Genomic DNA, 19,512 nt, shown 5'->3' on the forward strand with positions numbered 1-19,512 from the left:
GCTTGACGACAGGAGGCTGGGCGGACCGGGAACTCCCGGTCCGCCCAGCCTCTTTCTCGTGCGAGCTCACGCGAGTGACTTCTCCGGTTCCGGCTCCGGCACCTCCGTGCGCACCTCGACGCCTCGCAGCGTCAGCGCCGCCAGGCCCGCCGCCGTGACCAGCAGCACCGCCCCGGCGATCGCCGCGCCCTGCAGTCCGCTGGTGAACGCCTCCCGGGCCGCCGTCGCGAGTCCCGGGAACCGGTCGGCCACCGCGAGCGCCCCGCCCAGCGTCTCCCGCGCCGCATCCGGCGCCGCATCCGGCATCTCGTGGCGGTAGACCGCCGTACCGATGGAGCCGAGGACCGCCATGCCGAGGGCGCCGCCGAACTCCGCGCCGGTCTCCATCAGGGAGGACGCCGAACCGGCCCGCTCCACCGGGGCGCTGCTCATCGCGAGGTCCGTGATCTGCGAGATCACGGTGACGACGCCGACGGCGAGGACACCGCACGCGGTCAGGACCAGCGCCATCGAGTCCGTGCCGGTGAAGGCCAGCAGCGCGTAGCCGACCGCGCCGATCGCGAAGCCGGCGGTGACGACGTGAGCGCGGTCGACCCCCTTCTGGACCAGCGAGGTCGCGAGCGGGGCCGCGGCGCCGATCGGCACCGAGGGCAACAGCGCCCACAGGGCCGCCTCCAGCGCGCTCTTGCCGAGCACCGACTGCAGGTACTGCGTGGTGAAGTAGGCCGAGCCCATCATCGCGAACGAGGAGATCAGGTTGAGCGCGACGGAGGGCCCGAAACCGCGGCCGCGGAACAGGGCCGGGGAGATCATCGGCGAGGCCGTGGTGCGCTGGCGGTGCACGAAGAGGACCGCGAAGAGCAGACCGACGGTGATCGAGACGACGTAACGGACGTTCCAGCCCTCGGACGGGATTTCCTTCAGGCCGTAGACGACCGGCAGCACCGCGGCCATCGACAGAGGGACGCTCAGCCAGTCGAACCGGCCGGGCGATGCGGCCTTCGACTCGGGCAGCAGGATGGGGCCGAGGACCAGGAGCAGCACCATCGCGGGCAGGTTGACCAGGAAGACCGAGCCCCACCAGAAGTACTCGACCAGCACACCGCTCATCACCGAACCGAGCGCGATCCCGGCCGTCATCACACCGGACCACATGCCGATCGCCTTCGCGCGCTGGCCGGGGTCGGTGAACATCGTGCGGATCAGCGCCATCGTCGACGGCATCAGGGTCGCGCCGCCGATGCCGAGGACCGCTCGGGCAGCGATGAGGGTCTCCGCGCTGTTCGCGTAGGCGGCGATCAGCGAGGCGGTGCCGAAGGCGACGGCGCCGATCAGCAGGAGCCTGCGGCGGCCGATGCGGTCGCCCAGGGAGCCCATCGTCATGAGCAGGCCGGCCAGGACGAAGGCGTAGATGTCGAAGATCCACAGCTGCTGGGTGCCGCTCGGCTCCAGGTCCGCGCTGATCGCCGGGATCGCGAAGTAGAGGACGGAGACGTCCATCGAGACCAGGAGCAGCGGAAGCATCAGGACGGCGAGGGCGGTCCATTCACGGCGGCCGGCGCGGCCGGACGGGGTGGTGGTGCTCGTCGGGTTCGTCATGACGGCGACTATACGAGCGTCTTAAACGCTTGTCTATGACGCTTGTATAAATCGCTTGTCTAGATAGGCTGAGCGCATGGGACATCGCGAGGATCTGCTCGAAGGCGCCAAGCGCTGCCTGCTGGAGAAGGGGTTCCTGCGGACGACCGCGCGGGACATCGTCAAGGAGTCCGGGACGAACCTGGCGTCCATCGGCTATCACTACGGCTCGAAGGACGCGCTGCTGGGGCAGGCGTACATCGCGTTGGTGGAGGACGTGTCCTTCGAGGGGGGCGACGGATTCACCGGTGCGCCCGGCTCGCTGGAGCGCTTCCGGGAGGTGTGGGCCAACATCGTCGACACCATGCGGGGGCCCGGCTCGCTGTGGCGGCTCAGCCTGGAGATCATGGGTATGGGTGACCAACTGCCCGAGGTGCGCGACCAGTTGGCGCGTGCGCAGCGCGAGGGTGGGCGGGGCCTGGTCTCCATGCTCATGGGCGTGCCGGAGGAGGAGGTGACGGACGAGACCGCCGACACCCTCGGCCGGTTCTATCTGGCGCTGATGACCGGACTCATCGGTCAGTGGGCCTTCGACCCCAAGAGCGCGCCCGACGCGGACACCCTCACCGAGGGCCTGCGGCAGGTCATCGAGGCCGCCACGCGCGAGTGATACGCCCCTCCCGCGTCTCCATCACCCGGTCCCGCGAAATGCCGTACGTCAATAATCGTCCCGACCGCCGGTCACGCGCCGGATGGCGGACGCGGTGTCCCGGGTGGTGAGGGTGGGCCGGTAGTCCGGTTCCGTCCACGGCCGGCCGGTCGAGACCCATACGCTCCGTGCTCCGACGCCCAGCGCGCCTCGGATGTCCGCAAGGGCCGAGTCGCCGATCATCCATGCGCCGTCGAGCGCGACTCCGGCGACGGCGGCCGCCGCGTGGAAGATCTCCGGCTCGGGCTTCCAGTGCCCGGCCGCCTCGGAGATCACCCAGCCGTGGACGAGCCGGTCGAGGCCGACGTTGCGGATCTTCGTCTCCTGCTGGACGGTCCGCCCGTTGGTCACGATCACGCAGGACCAGCCCTCGGCGCGGGCCTCGACGAGCGCCTCGCGGACCGGGTCGGACAGGGTGATCCGGTCGGCCGCGCCCAGGTCGAGGAAGTCCTGGGCGTCGATGCCGCCATACCGCTCGGACAGCGCCCGCGCGACCTCCCGCCGTGGTGTGTGGCCGCTCGCGTCGAGGGTCATCAGCCAGCCCAAGTCACCTTCGGGCAGGCCGTGTTCGGTGAGAAAGTCGATCGCGGCCGCGCGGAAGGCGGCGTCCCGGTCGACGAGGGTGTTGTCGAGGTCGATCATCAGCAGGGGCACGGGGATCAGTCTCCCCACGCCGCTCGCACGTCGAACGCGGCGATCACGGTGCCGCTTACAGCCGCGCCCCCTTGAGCGCCATGTGCAGCAGCAGCCGGTCCTCGCCGTCGTCCAGGTCAAGGCCGGTGAGCTGTTCGACGCGGGAGAGGCGGTAGTAGAGGGTCTGGCGGTGGATACCCAGTTCCGCGGCGGTGCGGCCGGCCTGGCCCGCGCAGTCGAGGTAGACCTCGGCGGTGCGGGCGAGTTCGCGGTGGGCGGGGGAGAGAAGGGGGCGTACGACGGGGTCGTGGGCCGTCTCCGGGGGCAGCGCGGTCAGCAGACGGTACGGGCCGATGCGCGACCACTCCGCGACCGGCCCGAACCCAGGTTCCGCAAGCGCGGCACGGGCCGCGGCCGACGCCTCCTGCCAGGCGGGGGCCAGCTCGGCAAGGCCCACACGAGCGCCGGCGACTCCGGCGGCCACGGCGCCTGGGGCTGGGGTGTGCCGTGGGGCGTCAAAGGCTGCCGTACTGCGCGCCGCCCCAGGGGCTGTGGTGTCCGCCGTGGCATCCGGGGTTTTCGTGCTGGGTGCCGCGCCAGGGGCTGCTGTGCCAGGCGTTACGCCGGGGACTGCGGTGTCGCCTGTCGCGCCTGAGGCTGCCATGTCGCCTGTTGCACCCGGTGCCGCCCGTTCCAGCAACCGCCCCGCCGCCGAGCTCGCCGGTGTCAGGGTGTCGGTCGCCCGTAGCCGTACCAGGACCGCCAGGGCCTGGCCCGTGACACCCCACGGCACCGTGCACAAGGCCGTCGCGTGCGGGACCGTACGCGACGACGGGGCGTCGTCCGGGTCGGCGGACGGCCATGGGGCGACGCACACCACGGTGTACGGGCCGTCGGCGCGGGGACCCAGCGCCGTGCGCAGGGCCGCCACCGCCATGTCGCCCTGCCAGCCGCGCTCGGCGGTCAGCACCGCCCGCAGCTCCCGGCTCAGGTCGGCCCCGTGCTGCGCCTCGTCCGCGAGCAGTGCGCCGATCCGGGCCGTCACCCGCATCGCCGCGTCCAGCTGCGGGTCGGTCGGGCCGGGATCGGAGTCCAGGAGCCAGACGTAACCGAGGACGACCCCCCGATGACGTACGGGCAGACAGATCCGCCCGCGATAGACCCCCGCCTCCGGAGTGGGCGGAATCCGCACCGGCCCGCTCGCCCTGGTGATGCCGAAGCCCTCGAACCACGTCCGGACCGCGGCCGTGGAGCGCCGGGTCAGGATCGAGCGGGTGCGGACGGGGTCCAGCGCCGACGGATCGAGGTCGCCCTCACTGTCGTACGCACCGAAGGCGATCAGCTCGAAGTCGCGGTTCTCCAGGGTCGCCGGCACGCCCAGGAGTTCCGAGATCTCGTCGACCAGCTCCTGGTAGTCACCTGCGCGGTGGAAAGCTGCGGCATCGGACGTCACTCGGGCATTCTCCCGCAATTCCGCGGTCCTTCATACATCTGTCTGAGATCTGCGGCACGGATGCGTGACAGCTGTCGATGGCCGACGATCGGGGGGATCCTTAGATTTCACGGTGGTTCTATCTGCTGGTTTGTGGAGGTGCCCCGTGCTGGGTCCCGTGATTCTTGCCGCGTCGCGCAGCGACCGGATGCGACGCCTGATCTCGGCGGCCCCGGTGACCAAGCGGGTCGTCGACCGCTTCATCCCGGGCGAGACGGTCGACGAGATCGTGCCGATCGTCCGCGAGCTGACCGACCGCGGTCTGGAGCTGACGATGGACGTCGTCGGCGAGGACATCACCACCCCGGAGCAGGCGGAAGCCGCTCGGGACGCCTATCTGGCGCTCATCGACCGGCTCAAGGCACTCGACCTGGGTACCAGGGCCGAGATGTCCGTGAAGCTGTCGATGTTCGGCCAGGCGCTGCCCGGGGGGCACGAGCTGGCTCTCGCGAACGTCCGGCCGGTCGTCGAGGCGGCCGCCGCCATCGGTACGACCGTCACGCTCGACGCCGAGGACCACACCACCCTCGACTCGATGTTCGCCATCCACGAGGAGCTGCGGAAGGACTTCCCGCAGACCGGCTGTGTGATCCAGGCCTACCTCTTCCGCACCGAGGCCGACGCCCGCCGGCTCGCCGGGGCGGGCAGCCGGGTGCGGCTCGTGAAGGGCGCGTACAAGGAGCCCGCCGAGGTCGCCTACCAGCAGAAACACGAGATCGACAAGGCGTACGTCCGGGTCCTGCGCATCCTGATGGAGGGCGAGGGATACCCGATGGTCGGCTCCCACGACCCACGCCTGATCTCCATCGCCCAGGAACTCGCCCGGCAGGCCGGCCGCAAGCCCGACGAGTACGAGTTCCAGATGCTCTACGGCATCCGCGGCGACGAACACCTGCGGCTGGCCGCCGAGGGCCACCGGATGCGCGTCTACACGGCCTACGGCACCGACTGGTACGGCTACTTCATGCGCCGACTCGCGGAGAAGCCGGCGAACCTGCGATTTTTCGTCCGCTCGATGATCAGCAAGGGGTGATGCGCTGGATGAGCCACGGCTGTCGGTCTCCGCGAAATTCGGAGGCCAACAGCTGCAGCCCTGCGGCCGGCTGAGCCGGACCCAGATCCGTGGAAAGGAGTTACGGATCTCGTGACTCCGCCCCCGAAGGGGCTTCTCACGGCTCGCTACAGCGAGACCGTGACGGTCAAGCCCTGACCGCTGCTCACCATACGCAACCGCTTCAGCTTCCTTGGGCTGAAGCCAGGGAATCACTCGGAAGAGGTAACCCATGGACGCTGTGACCCAGGTCCCCACCCCCGTCAACGAGCCGGTGCACGGCTACGCCCCCGGCTCGCCCGAGCGGGCCCGGCTGGAGGCCAGGCTCAAGGAGCTGGCCGAGAACCCGGTCGACCTGCCGATGACCATCGGCGGTGAGAAGCGGCTGGGCGGCGGCGAGGCCTTCCAGGTCGTGCAGCCGCACCACCACAAGGCCGTGCTGGGCACCTACCGCAACGCCACCCAGCAGGATGCCCAGGACGCCATCGACGCGGCGCTCGCCGCCGCCCCCGCCTGGCGCGCGATGTCCTTCGACGACCGCGCCGCGATCATCCTGCGCGCCGCCGAACTGCTCTCCGGCCCCTGGCGCGAGACGCTGGCCGCCTCCACCATGCTCGGCCAGTCCAAGACCGCCCAGCAGGCCGAGATCGACACGCCCTGCGAGCTGATCGACTTCTGGCGCTTCAACGTCAAGTACGCCCGTGACCTGCTCGCCGAGCAGCCTCCGGCCAACGCCCCCGGCGTCTGGAACCGCCTCGACCACCGCCCGCTCGAGGGGTTCGTCTACGCGATCACGCCGTTCAACTTCACGGCGATCGCGGGCAACCTGCCCACCGCCCCCGCCCTCATGGGCAACGTCGTGGTGTGGAAGCCGTCCCCGACCCAGACCCACGCCGCCGTGCTGCTCATGCAGCTCCTCGAGGAGGCCGGTCTGCCCAAGGGCGTCATCAACCTCGTCACCGGCGACGGCATCGAGGTCTCCAAGGTCGCCCTGGAGCACCGGGACCTCGCGGGCATCCACTTCACCGGTTCGACGAAGACCTTCCAGCACCTGTGGAAGACGGTCGGCGCCAACATCGAGAAGTACCGCACCTACCCGCGCCTGGTCGGCGAGACCGGCGGCAAGGACTTCGTCGTCGCCCATCCGAGCGCCGACCGCGCGATCCTCAAGACCGCCCTGACCCGCGGTGCCTTCGAGTACCAGGGCCAGAAGTGCTCGGCGACGTCCCGGGCCTACATCCCGGCGTCGATCTGGAACAGCGGTTTCCGCGAGGAGTTCGCCGCCGAGGTGGACGGCATCGCCATGGGTGACGTCACCGACCTGTCCAACTTCATCGGCGCGGTCATCGACGAGCGTGCCTTCGCCAAGAACAAGGCGGCGATCGACCGCGCGCAGTCGGACCCCACCTGCACGATCGTCGCGGGCGGTTCCTACGACGACTCGGTCGGCTGGTTCGTCCGCCCGACCGTCGTCGAGTGCACGGACCCGGCGAACGAGGTCTTCACCACCGAGTACTTCGGCCCCTTCCTCGCGGTGTACGTCTACGAGGACGACAGGTACGAGGAGATGCTGACCCAGATGGAGTCGGCGTCCGACTACGCGCTGACGGGCTCGGTGATCTCGTCCGACCGCGCGGCGGCCGCGTACACGATGGAGAAGCTGCGCTACGCGGCCGGCAACTTCTACATCAACGACAAGTCCACCGGCGCCGTCGTCGGCCAGCAGCCCTTCGGCGGCGGCCGCGCCTCCGGCACCAACGACAAGGCCGGCGCCCCGCAGAACCTCCAGCGCTGGACCCTGACCCGCGCCATCAAGGAGACGCTGGTCCCGCCCACCGACTACGGTTACCCGCACATGGGCTGACGGTCAGTCAGTCGTCAGCAGGGGCCGGGCTGTTGCCCGGCCCTTCGTGCGCGCACAATGCGGGCATGACCGCGATCACCGAGGACGGCGTACGACTGTGGGCCTCGCGTTCGGGTGAGGGCGACCCGCTGGTCCTGTGCCACGGCGGGCCGGGACTGTGGGACATGTTCGGCGACATGGCCGCGATGCTCGGCGACCGGGCCTCGGTGATCCGCTGGGACCAGCGCGGCTGCGGCCGCTCGCAGCGGTGCGCCGGACCGTGGACGACCGACCGGTTCGTGGCCGACCTGGACGTCGTACGACGCCACTTCGACCTGGACCGGATGGCGCTGCTCGGCCACTCCTGGGGTGCGCAACTGGCGTTGAGCTACACCCTTGCCCACCCTGAGCGGGTGAGCACGCTGATATACGTCAGCGGGTCGGGCATCGTGCCGGCGTCGCACTGGCACGCCCGCTACACGGACAACCTCGCCGCGCGCCTCGGCGAGGATCCCGAACGGTTCGCCCGCTGGCGGGAGTTGCCGAAGAGGGACCCGGAGCACGCGATCCTCCAGTGGACGGCCGACTTCGCGGACCGCGAGCACGCCCTGGAGCACGCCCGCCGGATGGCCGACCCCTGGTTCGACATCAACTACGAGTGCAACAAGGCCCTGAACGCCGAGACCGCGGATACCTGGGGTACCCCCGTCCTGCGGACCGGCTGCGCGTCCCTGGACGTCCCCGTCCTGATCATCGACGGCGCCGAGGACATCCGCCCGCGTTCGGCCGTGGACTCGCTGGAGGAGGCGTTGCCACGAGTACGGCGGGTGGTGCTGCCGAAGGCCGGTCATCTGCCGTGGGTGGAGGCCCCGGAGCGCTTCCGGGACGCCGTGGGGACCGTGCTCGGCCGTACGTCGAGGCCGGGGCGGAGGTGATCGCGCCCGCGTACATCACCCCGCACCGCCCACCTCACCCGCACCGCCCGCCCGCCCTCACCAGGATCTTCCCGGTGTTCCCACCGCGCAGCATCAGCAGGAACGCCTCCACGATCCGCTCGAAGCCGTCCACCACCGTCTCGTCGGGAACGAGCGCCCCGCTGACCAGATGCGGTACGGCGAACGCGTACAACTCCTCCTGCAGGTCCGCGTAGTCGCGCACCAGGAAGCCCTCGATGCGCAGGCTCTTCTCCACGACGTCCGCGTGGTCGAAGACGACCGGCGGCGTGTCCGGGGTGTTGTACTGGCCCACCGTGCCGACCCGGACCACTCGGCCGTGCTCCCTGAGCGCACCGATCGCCGCGCCCAGGTGCTCGCCGCCGACGTTGTCGACGAACACGTCGATGCCGTCGGGTGCGGCCTTCGTGAGGAGGTCCGCGACCGGGCCGGACCGGTAGTCGAACGCGGCGTCGTAACCGACCTGTTCGATCAGATGTCTGACCTTCGACGGTGATCCCGCGCTCCCGATCACCCTGCCCGCGCCCAGCAGCCGTGCGAAGCGGCCCGTCGCCGTGCCGACCCCGCCGGCCGCGGCGGAGACGAACACGTCGTCGCCCTCGCGGAGTCGGGCGATGCGGGTGAGGCCGACGTACGCCGTCAGGCCGGTACCGCCGAGAACGCTCAGATACGCGGAGAGCGGTACGCCCTCATGGAGCGGCAGGCGTCTGGTCTCGGCCGGGTTCACCACCGAGTGGGTCCGCCAGCCCTTCCGGTGGAAGACCAACTCGCCCTCCGGCAGGGACGGTTCGCGCGAGGCGACGATTCTGCCGAGCGCACGGCCCTCCAGCGGGGCGTTCAACTCGAAGTCGCCGTCCATCATTTCGCGGTGGTAGGGGTCGACGGACCAGTACAGGTTCTCGACGAGCGCCGTGCCGCGGGCGGGCTCCGGAACCCGGGACTCCACGAAGCGGAAGTGCTCGGGGGCCGGGAAGCCGGTCGGGCGGGCGGTCTGGTGCACGGTGAGCGCGGTCATGACTGGACGGTAGGCAGGAATGCGCGGGTGCGGGCAGAGGGTTGGGCTCATGGAACGGGCGGATCCATGAGCCGCCCTCATGGGGGGGCGGACATGAGCAGCGCTGTCGATCTCGCTCCGCAGGAGCTTCGTGTCCTGGTCGCGGTCGCCGAAGAAGGCGGCTTCTCGGCGGCGGCGGTCCGGCTGGGCACGACCCAGTCGGGCGTCTCGCACGCCGTGCGCGGCATCGAACGCAAGGTCGGCGTCGTGCTGTTCGAGCGGGGGCGGTTCGGTGCCCGGCCCACCCCGGCCGGTGCGCGGACGGTGGCGCACGCCCGCCGGGTGCTGCGGATGCTGGAGACCCTGGTCAGGGAGGCACGCGAGACACCTGGGGGCGAGATCGCCGGGCCGCTGCGCATCGCCGCGTTCCGCAGCGCGGCCCTGCACCTGCTGCCGCCCGTCCTGGAGCGGCTGTCCGCACGGCACCCGGGAATCGAGGCGACCGTCACCGTCGTACGGGAAATCGGTCCCGGAACGGCCGGGGAAGTGGCCGAAGGGCGGGCCGACCTCGGGATCGCCGGTCTCGGCACCAGCTCGCCGATCCCGCCGCAGCTCGTCGGGGACGTCCTCCTGGAGGAGCCGTACGCCCTCGTGCATCCGGCCGGGCATCCCGATCCGCGGTCGCTGCCGCTGGTCGACTGGAGGGAGAACTGCTCCTCGTACACCCGGCAGTGGTGGGCCGCGCAGGACTGGATCCCCGCCGCGACCGTCCGCGCCGAGGACGACGGGGCCGTGCTGTCGATGGTGGGCAGTGGGCTCGGTATGGCGATCATGCCCGCGCTCTCCCTCACCGCGGCCCCGCCCGGCACGGAGATCACCGACCTCGGACCCGGGCGGCCCACCCGTCGGGTCGGCTACGTCACCACCCCGGAGCTCGCCGCCACCGCGGCCGTCCGGGCGCTCGTGCGGGAGCTCAGGGCATCGGTGAAACCGCAGGTCAGTGGCGGGTGATCCACTCCGCCGTCTCAGATAGTAGGAAGTCCGAGTAATTGTGGAGACAGACCGGCCGTCCTCGCTTAGCTTTGTAGGAGCCGAACGTCTCGCTCGATCAAGCGAATGGCGGTCGTGAGCCGGGCCCCATGCAGGCAACCCCTGCGGTCCGCCGCTCCCCGCCCCCTCCGGCGTCTCGTTGTCCCCTTCCCTGGAAATTCGAAGGAGTCGATTTCTCATGGCCGAGACGACCGCCCGCCGTCGAGTCCGTCACACCTCCCGGACCAGCGAGTCCGACCGCAAGAACGCCGCCGCAGCCCTGCAGCGCGCCCTCGACCGCCGTGACAACGGCGGCTCGACCGGTCACTGACCGACCCCTCGAAGCCGGGAGCCGCACCCGAACGAGGTGTGGCGCGGGCCCGTCAGGCCCCGCGCCGCACCTCGAAGTGGTCGACGCGCTCCCCGTTCTGCGCGAGCGCCGACACCGTCAGCCGCGGCCGCGCCCCGCTCTCCGCCTCCACCGAGAGCAGCGAGAACCCGCGGTAGCGCACCCGCGACCACTCCACCGTCTCCTTCCGGGGCTGCTCGGACTTCGTCCACTGGAAGGTCTCGACGGACTCGTGGTCGTGCACGCGCCCCTCGTAGCTCTCCTTCACGCCCGCCGGGAAGCCGTACAGATCCCGGCCGCCCCCGCCGGCCGTCACGTACACGATCCCGTCCCGCGTCGGATCCGTGGCGCCGCCGACCGGCACCGGCCGGCCCACCTCGCCGCCGCGGATCGCGTCCGTCCGCTCGTACACGTGGTTGTGCCCGTTGATCACCAGATCCACCTGGTGCCTCTCGAACACCGGCAGCCACTCGGCGCGCACCCCGCCGTCGGAGGCGTGCGAGGACGTCGAGTACGCGCAGTGGTGGAAGTAGACGACCACGAAATCGATCCCCTTGGCCGCGCGCAGCTCGGCCAGCTTCTTCTCCAGCCACTTCGTCTGCTTCCCGCCCGTGTAACCGAAGTTGGCCTGGATCTCGTACGACACGTCGTTCGCGTCCAGCGCCACGACGCCGACGTTGCCGTAGACGAACGAGTACACGCCCGGCGCCGAGCGCGGGTCGAAGCCGCTGTCCGGGAGGGACCAGCGGGCGAGCTGGCCGCCGTAGCCGTCGGGCGAGTACCAGGCCTCCATGTCGTGGTTGCCGGTCGTCACCATCCACGGCACGCTCCGCGCGACCTCCTCGTTCTGCTTGAGGAACAGATCCCAGAAGCCCGGGTCGTAGCCGTCCGACGTCAGGCCCCGACCGTTGCCGTCGGCGTAGCAGATGTCGCCGGCGTGGAGGTGGAAGGCGGGCTTCTGGCGCAGCAGGAGGTTGTCGTTGGCGGCCGCGGCGGTGCCGACGCCCTGGTCGCCGAAGGCGGTGAAGACGAACTTCCCGGGGCTCGCCGGGGCCGTACGGAAGCTGCTGATGGTCGAGCGGCGGCTCGCGTCCGCCGGGTCGAAGCCGTCGTGGCCGACGCCGTAGTAGTACGTCGTGCCGGGGCGCAGGCCGTCCAGGGCCGTGTGCAGGTAGTACTGGTCGAGGGCGAGACGTACGCCGGTCTGCCCCGGGGTGTGCAGGTCGCGGAGCTCCGCCTCGATCTTCCGGCTCAGGTCGTCGGGCTTCAGGCCGACGCGGACGTACGGCTTCTTCACCGCGAGCGGGACCTGCCACGAGATCCGCATCTGCGTCCTCGGGTCGGCACCGAAGGCGAGATGGCGGCCGAAGGGGGCGACGGCGGAGCCGTGCACCGAGGCCGTGGGGGAGGGGGCGGTGGCCGGGCTCGAAGGGCTGTGGCCCGCGCAGCCGGTCAGCAGGCCGCCCGCGACCGCGCCCGCCGTCACCAGCGTGCGGCGCCGGGACAGCTTCGTCCGCAGGTACTCGTGCTGCTCGGCCATGGTCATCCGGCGCGCGAGGTGGGGCGGAATGCCGAAGTCGGGGAGGTCCATGGCTGTGAACTTCCCAGCGGACACCGACAACCGCCACACCTCCAGGTGAACGTGAGCCGAAGGACTGACGCCGGCCCGTGCGGGCGCTCCCGTGGCATGTCCGTATCGCGGACACGCCATGTCATCCCATGGGACGAGGAGTAGGGTTCCCGCATGTCTCGCAGCATCAATCTCGCAGTGATTCCCGGTGACGGCATCGGCCAGGAGGTCGTGGCCGAAGGTCTGAAGGTCCTCTCCGCCGTCCTTCCGCAGGATGTGAAGCTGGAGACCAAGGACTTCGACTTCGGCGCCCGCCGCTACCACGCCACCGGTGAGACCCTCACCGACGCCGACCTCGACGCGCTGAAGAAGCACGACGCGATCCTGCTGGGCGCCATCGGCGACCCGTCGGTCCCCTCCGGCGTGCTGGAGCGCGGCTTCCTGCTCAAGCTCCGCTTCGCCTTCGACCACCACGTGAACCTGCGTCCGTCGAAGCTGCTCCCGGGTGTCGACACGCCCCTCAAGGGCGAGCCGGCCATCGACTTCGTCGTCGTCCGTGAGGGCACCGAGGGTCCGTACACCGGCAACGGCGGCACCATCCGCAAGGGCACCGAGCACGAGGTCGCCACCGAGGTCTCCGTGAACACGGCCTTCGGTGTCGAGCGCGTGGTCCGTGACGCCTTCGCCCGCGCCCAGGCCCGCCCCCGCAAGAAGCTCACGCTGGTCCACAAGAACAACGTGCTGACCTTCGCCGGGCACCTGTGGACGAACACCTTCAACAAGGTGGCCGAGGAGTTCCCCGAGGTCACCACCGACTACATCCATGTCGACGCGGCCACGATCTACCTGGTCACCGACCCGGCCCGGTTCGACGTGATCGTCACCGACAACCTCTTCGGCGACATCATCACCGACCTCGCCGCGGCCGTCTCCGGCGGCATCGGCGTCGCGGCCTCCGGGAACATCAACCCGAGCGGCGAGTTCCCGTCCATGTTCGAGCCCGTCCACGGCTCGGCCCCGGACATCGCCGGCCAGGGCAAGGCCGACCCCACCGCCACGGTCCTGTCCGTCGCCCTGCTCCTGCGCCACCTCGGCTTCGAGGCCGAGGCCGCTCGCATCGACGAGGCGGTCACCGCCGACCTCGCCGAGCGCACCGGCAAGCCCGCCCGCAGCACGTCGGAGATCGGCGACGCGCTGGCCGTACGAGTAGCCGGCTGACCCGGGCGCGTCACTCGAAAAACCATTCGAAGCCGCCGGGTCACTCGTACCCGGCGGCTTTCGCATGTCCCCCGCCGGGTGCCACCATCATCCCCTGGGTCGCATTTCACGCCGTTTCTTCCTCGGCCCCCCGCTTGCGATAATCGAACGCGGAGCCGCGGAGTGAGGGAATGCTCGGACGTCCTAGCACTGGTCACTGACAGTAAAAGGGCGTGAGCGCGGCCCGTCACTACAACCGGTGAAGGACAACCACTCATGACGACGCCCACGATCGAGCTCAAGCCCTCGGCCTCGCCACTTTCCGACGCGGAGCGCGCGGCGATCCTGGCCCATCCCGGGTTCGGCCGCCACTTCACCGACCACATGGTGACGATCAAGTGGACCGAGGGCCGCGGCTGGCACGACGCGCAGCTCGTCCCGTACGGCCCCATCTCCCTGGATCCCTCCACCCACGTCCTGCACTACGGGCAGGAGATCTTCGAGGGCCTGAAGGCCTACCGCCAGGCCGACGGCTCGGTCGCCGTGTTCCGGCCGGAGGCCAACGCCCGGCGCTTCCGCAACTCCGCCCGCCGGATGGCGATGGCCGAGCTGCCGGAGGATCTGTTCATCGAGGCCCTCGACGCGCTGATCGGCCAGGACGCCGACTGGGTCCCGCCGCACGGCGGCGAGGAATCCCTCTATCTGCGGCCCTTCATGTTCGCCACGGAGGCCGCGCTCGGCGTCCACCCGGCCAACGAGTACCTCTTCATGCTGATCGCCTCCCCGTCCGGGGCGTACTTCGCCGGCGGGGTCAAGCCGGTCACCATCTGGGTCTCCGAGGACTACGTGCGCGCGGTCCCCGGCGGCACCGGCGACGCCAAGACCGGCGGCAACTACGCGGCCTCCCTCCTCCCGCAGGCCGAGGCCGCCGCGAACGGCTGCGACCAGGTCGTCTACCTCGACGCGGTGACCCGCACCAAGGTCGAGGAGTCCGGCTCCATGAACATCGCCTTCGTCTACGGCGACCGGATCGTCACGCCGTCGCTCACCGGCTCGATCCTCGAGGGCATCACCCGCGACTCGCTCCTCCAGGTCGCCCGCGACCTCGGGTACACCGCCGAGGAAGGTGTCGTCACCCTGGACCAGTGGCGCGCCGACGCCGCGTCCGGCGCCCTCACGGAGGTCTTCGCCTGCGGCACCGCCGCGGTCGTCACGCCGATCGGCCATGTCAAGACGAGGACGGACGCCTGGACCCACGGTGACGGCACGCCCGGCGAGGTCACCCTGAAGCTGCGCGAGGCGCTGCTCGGCATCCAGCGCGGTGTCAGGGAGGACAAGCACGGCTGGATGCACAAGCTGGGCTGAGCCAGCGGCCGTTCCACGGGCCCGTCCGGACGACGTCCGGGCGGGCCCGTCGCGTGTTCCGGTCACCTCCTCCACTGCTTCGGCTCCGCGCGGACGCGTGACCTTCCGCCCGGGTTGTACGCAATAAGGCCGATTGACCCTGCGGTCGATGGTGCGTTTGCCTCGTAGGGAGCCCTCGGCGCGGGGCCGGGGGTATGCGTCAACGGGGATCACAGGGGGGAACATGTCCGGAGCCGCCGCATGTCTTTTAGGCGCGGCCTTGCTCGTCGCGTTCACCGGTACCACCGCATCCGCCGCACCGCACGTCGACCGTGTCAGCACCGCCGCCGACGGAACCCAGGGCGACAGAGCCTCCAGTGCCGCGGTCACCACGCCGAACGGCCGCTTCGTGGCGTTCCGTTCGTCGGCGACCAACCTCGTGCCCGAGGGGATCACCCACCCGGGCACCTACTCCTACGTCCGTGACCTGAGAACCGGCGAGGTGACCAAGCTGGAGAACGCGCTCAGCACGCCACGGCTCAGCGCCGACGGCCGCTGGGCCACGTACATCGACTGGGGCAGCCGTCACATCAACGTCTTCCTGACCGACCTGACCAACGGCACGAGAACCCGGGTCGGGGGCGACGCCCAGGACAGCGCGGGCTCCCCGGAGATCAGCGCGAACGGCCGCCACGTCGCCTACCAGTGGGCCGGACACCCGCAGTTCCCGACCCGTATCGTCCTCTACGACCGGGTCGCCGGCACGACCGAGACCGTCAGCGCGGGCCCGGCCGACTCCACCCGGGACATGGACAACCCGTCCCTCAGCGGCGACGGCCGCCTCGTGGCCTACCAGGACAACGGCACCGGGGACGTGTGGGTCGCCGATCGCGTCACCGGTACGCAGACCGAGGTGGACGACGGCACCCGCTCGACCGTCGTGCAGCTGAGTGTCAACGGCCGTGTCCTCGTGATGGATTCGGCGGACGGCTCGTACGTACGCGATCTGCGCACGGACCGGGTCCGGCACTTCCCCGGCGTCCAGGTGCGGGCCGTCAGTCCCGACGGGCGCCGACTACTGCTCCAGGACGCGCAGTCGAACCTCTGGCTGCTGCACGGCGGACACCGCGAGCTCGTCGGAAACGGCGGTGCCGGCGACGGATCAATCTCCGACCGGGGCCGCTCGGTCGTCTACTCCACGGCGGGCGCGGACGTCGTCCCCGGTGACACCAATGGCGTGCACGACGTCTTCCAGTGGAGGTCCCGCTGATGTCCCGTGCCTCAAGAGCCCTGCTGGGAGCGGCAGTTGTCCTCGTCCTGGCCGGTACCACCGCCCAGGCCCACGCCCAGTCCCAGGCGCAGTCCCGTCCCGGGAAGTCGCCCACCCAGCGCGTGAGCACCGCCGCCGACGGCAGCCAGGCCGACGGATCCTCGAGCGACGCCGCGATCAGTGCCGACGGCCGCCATGTCGCGTTCGTGTCCGTCGCGTCGAGCTTCGGCTGCGCGGACTTCACCCCGTGCCTGTTCGTGAAGGACGTGGCCGACGGCGGGGTCACGAAGATCGACCTCGGCAGCGGCTACACCTACGGCTCACCGACGCCGAGCGCCGACGGAAGCCGTATCGCCTTCTCCGCGGGCACCCGTCTCCTGGCCCCCTATCTGTACGACCGCGCCACCGGCCGCGCGGAGAAGCTGTGGCCGCAAGCTCCGCCCGGCTTCAACGAGTTGGGCCGCGTGCAGTCGATGAGCCCGGACGGCACGCACGTCGCGTACACCATCGGAAACCGCAACGGCCCGGAGAACACCCGGCTCCTGTACGTCCGCGACACGGCCACCGGCAACGACGAACTGGTCTCACCGGCCGAGGAGGGCCAGAAGGCCGGGGCCTCGGTGAGCGGCGACGGGAAGCGGGTCGCGTACGGCGTCCGCGTCGACAGCGACGAGGATCCCGTCGACGTCTACGTCAAGGACCGCAGGACGGGCGAGCGGACCCAGGTGGACACGGGCCTCGGAGCCGCCTACCTGGTCAGCATCACCGCGGACGGTCGGCGCGTCCTCCTCGACGCCGAGAGTGGCCTGTACATCCATGACCTGCGCACCGGCGAGTCGCGGCGGGTGGCCGACGGACGGCCGCTCTCGGCCACGGCCGACGGCCGGTACGCCGTCGTCGCCGGCGAGGACGGCACCCGGGTGCGTGATCTGCGCACCGGTCTGCGCGGGGCCGCTCTGCCGCGGAGCGCCCAGGTGATGGACGGCGCGCTGGCCGCCAAGGGCCGTGCGGTGGTGTTCAGTTCGACGGCGTCCCACCTGGTGCCGGGCGACACCAACGCGGAGTCGGACGTGTTCGTCTTCTCCGGCGGGCTGCGCGGGAACCCGGCGCCGATGCCGTCCGTCACCGAGCGCATCAGCACGACCCGGGACGGGCAGCAGCGGGCCGGGGCGTCCTACGACCCGGCGATGGGGCAGGACAAGGTCGTCTCCTTCACCTCGGAGGGCGATGTCTTCGTGAACACCCCCAGCGGCGTCTCGCAGGTCAACTCGGCCGGCCAGAAACCGTCGTCCGAGGGCACCCCCTGCTACAGCGGACGCGAGGTCGGCTATGTGGCCCCCTACGCCCCCGACGGCGGCCCGGGGGTCCACATCCGCAACCGCGCGGTCGGCAAGCTCACCAGCCTGGGTTCCTACCAGGGCGTCCGCTTCACCTGGATGGGACAGCCCGTGGTGGACCCCACCTGCCAGTGGCTCACCTATGCGGCGACCCTGCCCGCAACCGACACCGACCCGGACCCGCAACCCCGCGTCTACCGCTTCAAGTTCAACGGCGGCGGCACCGACGTGGTCAGCGCGCCCACGGGCGGAGCGGCGGGCAACCCGTCGGTGAACTACAACGCCCGGTACATCGCCTTCGAGCAGGGCGGCGACGTCTACGTCCGTGACCTGGACACCGGAGCCCTGGAGAAGGCCGCCGAGCACGCGTCGGCGCCCTCCCTCAGTGCGGACGGCCGCAAGGTCGCCTACCAGCGGGGCCGCGACTCCTACGCCCGTGATCTCGACACCGGCATCACGACCCGGGTCGGCGGCACCCAGCCCTCGCTCTCGGGAGACGGCACCCGGGTGGCGTACACCGCGGGCCGTTCCGTCCACCTGCTTGAACTAGGCACCGGAAAGCGCCAGTTGGTCAGCGTCGACCGCTGGGGCGGCCGCAACGACCTCCCGGCCGGACACCCCTCTGTCAACGCCGACGGCACGGTCGTCGCATTCGAGTCGGCGTCACCCGATCTGGTGGAGGGGGACACCAACGGGGTGGCGGACGTGTTCCTGAGGACAGTGCAATGACGGACAGCGCAATGACGGACAGCGCAAGGCCAACGACCGATCACGGGGGAACAACCATGCATGGCAAGAAGCGCCTGGCAGCCGCGCTCCTGGCGGCCATCGCCACCGCGGCACTCACGGCTCCCGCGGCGAGCGCCGCACCCAGGGGCCCCTACACCGAGCCGGTCAGCGTCACCCCGGAGGGGAAGGCGGGCAACGGCGTCACCCGCACCGCGGTCATCAGCCGCAACGGCCGCCACATCGCCCTCACCTCGGACGCCGAGGACCTGGACCCCAACGTGCCGCACGGCGGTATGTACCTGCGCGACCCGCACACCGGCAAGCTCCGCTTCGCGGGCTTCGGGGGTCTGGTGGCGGTCCTGAACGACGGCCGCTACGTCTACGCCGAGTACGGCCCGGACTCCGCCGAGCTGTGGATCCACGACATCGGGACGGGCAAGCGGGTCGGGTTCGGCATCGAGGTCCCCGAGGGCTTCACCGGGCGGCCCGCCGAGATCTCCGTCAGCCCCAACGGCCGCTACGCCGTCTACACGCTCCAGGAGACCGCCGGGAACACCGATGTGGTCTTCCTGCGCGACCGCATCAAGGGCACCACCGAGCGCATCAGCCACCCCCGGCCCACCTGGGAGCCGCGCAACGCCTTCCGGCCGACGGTCAGCGACGACGGGCGCCGGATCGTCTACCAGTACACCTACGCGAACGGGCCGCGCGGCGACGACTGGGGCGACGTCTGGATGTACGACCGCGGCACGGGCGAGCACACCCAGATCGACCGCTCCTACGACGGCTCGCAGACCGAGCGGGAGTCGCTGAACCCGTCCATCAGCGGCGACGGCCGTACCGTCGTCTTCGAGTCCCGGGACACCCACCTGGTTCCCGACGACACCGACGTGAGCTGGAACGTGTTCGTGCACACCATCCGCACCGGCACCAACCAGCGCATCCACGGCACCCAGGGCGGTCCGGGCGAGGTCTACACCCGGAACGCGGCGATCAGCGCCGACGGCCGCTATCTCACGTTCATGTCGAAGGTGGCCGAGCCCGGCAGCCGGTACGGCGAGGAGTACCCCGTCTATCTGCGGGACCTGAAGAAGGGCACCACCACCCTCGTCACCCCGGACACCACCGGCGGCACCGCGACGGCCGACGTCCTGCCGGGCCGGATCGCCGACGGCGCCCGCCGGATCCTCTTCCAGTCCTCCGACCCGACGCTGATCCCGGCCGGCGACACCAACGACGGCACCGACGCGTTCGTACGACACCTCCGATGAGCTGCACAGTGCTCGCATCCTGAGACGGAGGGTGAGCACGGGGGCGGTCTGTGCCAGACTTCCCCCGTGCTCTCGTTCGCCATGATTATTGGCAGCAGGCGCGCCGGTCCGCAGTGACCGCCACGTACGACCAGGTACGGGCGGACACCGTCGTCTTCGACCC

Annotated in this window: 16 protein-coding genes; 11 read left to right on the plus strand and 5 right to left on the minus strand. The window is 70.6% G+C overall.

Annotated elements, in window-relative coordinates:
• Positions 1–66: 66 nt before the first annotated feature.
• Complete coding sequence (locus AQJ46_RS29500) at positions 67–1,599, minus strand: MFS transporter (RefSeq protein ID WP_059208461.1); 1,533 nt, start codon at positions 1,597–1,599, stop codon at positions 67–69.
• Between the two features lie 76 nt (positions 1,600–1,675).
• Between AQJ46_RS29500 and AQJ46_RS29505 the strand changes: the two genes are divergently transcribed.
• Positions 1,676–2,248, plus strand: coding sequence for a TetR/AcrR family transcriptional regulator (locus AQJ46_RS29505; RefSeq protein WP_059208462.1), 573 nt, complete (start codon positions 1,676–1,678; stop codon positions 2,246–2,248).
• Between the two features lie 48 nt (positions 2,249–2,296).
• Here AQJ46_RS29505 and AQJ46_RS29510 read toward each other — a convergent pair whose 3' ends face one another.
• Together AQJ46_RS29510 and AQJ46_RS29515 are read right to left on the minus strand one after the other, a co-directional pair.
• Positions 2,297–2,941, minus strand: a complete 645-nt coding sequence (locus tag AQJ46_RS29510; protein WP_059208463.1) for an HAD family hydrolase — start codon at positions 2,939–2,941, stop codon at positions 2,297–2,299.
• 55 nt (positions 2,942–2,996) lie between these two features.
• The gene (locus AQJ46_RS29515) at positions 2,997–4,373 is read right to left on the minus strand and encodes a PucR family transcriptional regulator (RefSeq protein WP_059208464.1); all 1,377 of its coding nucleotides are present in this window, start codon (positions 4,371–4,373) and stop codon (positions 2,997–2,999) included.
• Positions 4,374–4,518: 145 nt separating this feature from the next.
• Here AQJ46_RS29515 and AQJ46_RS29520 point away from each other — a divergent pair, with 145 nt between their 5' ends.
• The 3 genes from AQJ46_RS29520 to AQJ46_RS29530 all read left to right on the plus strand — a co-directional run bounded on the left by AQJ46_RS29520 (position 4,519) and on the right by AQJ46_RS29530 (position 8,241).
• Positions 4,519–5,445: a proline dehydrogenase family protein gene (locus AQJ46_RS29520; protein WP_059208465.1), complete on the plus strand. Its 927-nt coding sequence runs from the start codon at positions 4,519–4,521 to the stop codon at positions 5,443–5,445.
• A gap of 250 nt (positions 5,446–5,695) precedes the next feature.
• A complete protein-coding gene (pruA, locus tag AQJ46_RS29525) occupies positions 5,696–7,327 on the plus strand; it encodes an L-glutamate gamma-semialdehyde dehydrogenase (protein ID WP_059208466.1) in 1,632 nt (543 codons plus the stop codon).
• 65 nt (positions 7,328–7,392) lie between these two features.
• A complete protein-coding gene (locus AQJ46_RS29530) occupies positions 7,393–8,241 on the plus strand; it encodes an alpha/beta fold hydrolase (protein WP_059208467.1) in 849 nt (282 codons plus the stop codon).
• Between the two features lie 34 nt (positions 8,242–8,275).
• On the opposite strand, the gene AQJ46_RS29535 is transcribed toward AQJ46_RS29530, so the two are convergent.
• Positions 8,276–9,274: an NADP-dependent oxidoreductase gene (locus tag AQJ46_RS29535; RefSeq protein ID WP_059208468.1), complete on the minus strand. Its 999-nt coding sequence runs from the start codon at positions 9,272–9,274 to the stop codon at positions 8,276–8,278.
• Between the two features lie 93 nt (positions 9,275–9,367).
• Here AQJ46_RS29535 and AQJ46_RS29540 point away from each other — a divergent pair, with 93 nt between their 5' ends.
• Positions 9,368–10,264: a LysR family transcriptional regulator gene (locus AQJ46_RS29540; RefSeq protein WP_059208469.1), complete on the plus strand. Its 897-nt coding sequence runs from the start codon at positions 9,368–9,370 to the stop codon at positions 10,262–10,264.
• Between the two features lie 217 nt (positions 10,265–10,481).
• Complete coding sequence (locus AQJ46_RS58500; protein WP_020121043.1) at positions 10,482–10,613, plus strand: hypothetical protein; 132 nt, start codon at positions 10,482–10,484, stop codon at positions 10,611–10,613.
• 52 nt (positions 10,614–10,665) lie between these two features.
• Here the strand turns inward: AQJ46_RS58500 and AQJ46_RS29545 are convergent, their stop codons facing one another.
• Entirely contained in the window at positions 10,666–12,222 is a 1,557-nt protein-coding gene (locus AQJ46_RS29545) for a purple acid phosphatase family protein (RefSeq protein WP_059208470.1), read from the minus strand.
• Between the two features lie 153 nt (positions 12,223–12,375).
• Here AQJ46_RS29545 and AQJ46_RS29550 point away from each other — a divergent pair, with 153 nt between their 5' ends.
• From AQJ46_RS29550 to AQJ46_RS29570, 5 genes are all read left to right on the plus strand, one after another.
• On the plus strand, positions 12,376–13,419 hold the full coding sequence (locus AQJ46_RS29550; RefSeq protein WP_059208471.1) for a 3-isopropylmalate dehydrogenase: 1,044 nt from the start codon (positions 12,376–12,378) through the stop codon (positions 13,417–13,419).
• Positions 13,420–13,674: 255 nt separating this feature from the next.
• A complete protein-coding gene (locus AQJ46_RS29555) occupies positions 13,675–14,763 on the plus strand; it encodes a branched-chain amino acid aminotransferase (RefSeq protein ID WP_059208472.1) in 1,089 nt (362 codons plus the stop codon).
• A gap of 223 nt (positions 14,764–14,986) precedes the next feature.
• Positions 14,987–16,012: a TolB-like translocation protein gene (locus AQJ46_RS29560; protein ID WP_059208473.1), complete on the plus strand. Its 1,026-nt coding sequence runs from the start codon at positions 14,987–14,989 to the stop codon at positions 16,010–16,012.
• Positions 16,012–18,078, plus strand: a complete 2,067-nt coding sequence (locus tag AQJ46_RS29565; RefSeq protein ID WP_059208636.1) for a TolB-like translocation protein — start codon at positions 16,012–16,014, stop codon at positions 18,076–18,078. The genes AQJ46_RS29560 and AQJ46_RS29565 overlap by 1 nt, the downstream gene beginning before the upstream one ends.
• Before the next feature lie 56 nt (positions 18,079–18,134).
• Positions 18,135–19,349 (plus strand): TolB family protein, encoded by a 1,215-nt coding sequence (locus AQJ46_RS29570; RefSeq protein ID WP_059208474.1) that lies wholly within the window; start codon positions 18,135–18,137, stop codon positions 19,347–19,349.
• The last annotated feature ends 163 nt before the right edge of the window (positions 19,350–19,512 follow it).

The organism is Streptomyces canus, assembly GCF_001514145.1.
Lineage (GTDB): Bacteria > Actinomycetota > Actinomycetes > Streptomycetales > Streptomycetaceae > Streptomyces > Streptomyces canus.